The 2,532-nt window shown below is 58.8% G+C and carries 3 protein-coding genes; all 3 read left to right on the top strand.

Going from position 1 to position 2,532, the window contains the following annotated elements:
* Positions 1 to 364 precede the first annotated feature (364 nt).
* The 3 genes from eco (at position 365) to hdfR (ending at position 2,370) form a co-directional block, all read left to right on the top strand.
* Positions 365 to 847, top strand: coding sequence for a serine protease inhibitor ecotin (eco, locus tag OKB81_RS19965; RefSeq protein WP_010674240.1), 483 nt, complete (start codon positions 365 to 367; stop codon positions 845 to 847).
* A gap of 291 nt (positions 848 to 1,138) precedes the next feature.
* Positions 1,139 to 1,495 (top strand): DUF413 domain-containing protein, encoded by a 357-nt coding sequence (locus OKB81_RS19970; RefSeq protein WP_270698481.1) that lies wholly within the window; start codon positions 1,139 to 1,141, stop codon positions 1,493 to 1,495.
* Positions 1,495 to 2,370, top strand: a complete 876-nt coding sequence (gene hdfR, locus OKB81_RS19975) for an HTH-type transcriptional regulator HdfR (protein WP_039038620.1) — start codon at positions 1,495 to 1,497, stop codon at positions 2,368 to 2,370. Before OKB81_RS19970 ends, hdfR begins: the two co-directional genes overlap by 1 nt.
* Positions 2,371 to 2,532: the final 162 nt, after the last annotated feature.

Raw genomic sequence — 2,532 nt, forward strand, 5'->3', positions numbered from 1 at the left:
CTGCATGGAGACGCGATTAGATCACAGACGATCTGCCTGTTCAAATTTCATTAACAAAGTGCGATCCCGCCCTGGGCCCTTCAGGGCGTCGCTTACCTGGACATCACCAGCGGCTCCGTCGCCCAGCGCGCCCCCCGCTCTTGGGCGAAACAGGTTCTGCTGGTGAGGTGACAGCCTGGCCATGGGGTCACCCGGCCCCCTGTTTGACACGAGGCAAGAAGCGGCAGGGTGACCCTGGCCGTCAAAAAAGCATCAAATTGCGTCATGTGATGCCTGTTCAGGGCGGTTTTGCACGCCGCAGCGCTGGCATGAAACCGGCAGAGCGGTTAGTCTAGCGGCGTTGAACCAATCCCAAGAGGTACAGATGAAAACCGTGTTGCGTTTTAGCCTGCTGGGCGCCTTGTTATTGGGTGGCCATGCCTTCGCCGCCGAACCGAAAAAATTTGATATCAGCATGTTCCCCGCCGCCGAAGTGAACCAGGAACGTGTCGTGATCCGTCTGCCAGAAGTCGAGAACGAAGCCGACATGATGGTCGAGCTGCAAGTCGGCAAGAAGATGCTGGTCGACTGCAACCTGCCCCGCTTCGCGGGCAATCTGGAACAGCACAGCGTCAAGGGCTGGGGTTACAACTACCTGACCCTGGGCCAGGTCACCGGCCCCGTCAGCACCCTGATGGCCTGCCCAGATGGCCAGAAGAAGGAGAGTTTCGTCCAGATCTACGGTCAGGGCTTCTTCGTGAACTACAACTCCAAGCTGCCCTTCGTCATCTATGTGCCCCAGGAGTACGAGGTGCGCTATCGTCTGTGGCGTGCCGACAACCTGGCACAGCCAGCCATGATTGAGTGAGTGCCGCGCACTCGGGTTCAGCTCAGTCATGATGATGATTAGGCGCCATACGGCGCCTTATTTTTAGCTTCCGAGCCCGTTCTTGAGCGGTTTTTCCTGTACAAAATCTGACATAACTCCACTATTTTTCAGGCTTTTTTGTGCAGCGCACCGCAAAATGCCCCCTCGGGATGCGACAAACCCTGTTCGATAAAAGATATTTATTAACATAGTAAGAAAATTGATTTTGCACTCTGCGACGGCCTGATGATACTTGCCCGCAAAGGTCAAACTAACCAGAACAAGAGCACTATGAGCTTCGAATCAGACAAGCGTTTCAACGACTTCAAACATTTTCCCCGTGGCCTGCGTCGCAGTGGCGAATTCACCGTGGCCGAAGCGGACAGTCTGGAAAAACATGGCACCGTGATGCTGGCGCTCTATCAGGGCAACCTGGCCCCGCGCGATGACGTAGAAAGTGCCTTTATCGAACAGGTCAAATCCGGCGCAGCCGGCAACAACCCCCACGCCAAGGTGTGGTTCAAATACCTGAAGGTGATTGGTCCCAAGCGCGTGCACCGTCTGTGCACCGTCGCAGGCGGCGCCAATGAAGATGCGGGTGGCAGCTTTGAAGGCGGCGGTGGCGGCAGCGACGAGTCCCTCGATTAATGGATACCGAGCTGCTTCGGACCTTCATCGAGGTCAGCAAGACCCGGCACTTTGGCCGGGCGGCTGAAAATCTCTACCTGACCCAGTCGGCGGTGAGCTTCCGGATCCGCCAGCTCGAGCAGCAACTCGGGGTCAGCCTGTTTGCCCGTCATCGCAACAACATCCGCCTGACTGCCTCCGGTGAGCGTCTGCTGCCCTACGCAGACGCCATTCTGCATACTTTGGGGCGCGCCAAGCAGGACGTGGCCCTCTCCCCCGGTTTCAGCCAGCAGCTTGCCATCGGCGCCCCCGCCGTCTTCTGGGAGCTCGACTTCAACGACTGGCTGAACCATGTCTATGCCCTGGCCCCCGGCCTCGCGGTGCGCCTCGAAACCGCCTCCCGCGAGCACCTCTGTCGCCAGTTGCTGGAGCGCTCCCTCGATCTGGCCCTGCTCTCCGAGCCGACCAAGATCGACGAGATTGCCCTGCACCCCATCGGCGAGCTGGTGTTCGAACTGGTGAGCCGGGAACCGGCCGCAAACGCCGACAGCCTGATGCAGATGCCCCACATTCATCTCGACTGGGGCACCAGCTTCGAACCGCCATCGAGCCGGTTGCAGAGCCTGCAGAAGACCCCCGTGCTGCATTCAAGCTCCGCCAGCATGGCCCTGCAATTTGTGCTGGCCAACGGCGGCGCCGCCTACCTGCCAAGGCGCATGGTGAGCCCCTTCCTGGAGCAGGGGCAGCTTCATCTGGTGGAAGGGGGCCAATCCCTGAGCCGCCCGCTCTACCTCGCCTATCTGGAGAAATCCGACCGCCGGGAGCTGATCGATCAGCTGCTGACCCTGCCGCTGGGCTGGCATGACGCCGACTTGCGTCAACCGCCTGCCGAATGAAACAGGGCGATTTCACGCCCAGACCTGTGTTTTCATCTACCCTGGTTATCGGTGCAGCACAAGCAACATGAAAAAGGGGCCATCAGGCCCTAATGCCAGTCAGTTAAGCCTGACTGGCATTGTTTTTACTAGGTTTTCTCGTCGCATACTTCTGTGGTTTGG

It is taken from the genome of Aeromonas sp. QDB56 (assembly GCF_027705505.1).
In the GTDB taxonomy this organism is placed as follows: Bacteria; Pseudomonadota; Gammaproteobacteria; order Enterobacterales; family Aeromonadaceae; genus Aeromonas; species Aeromonas caviae.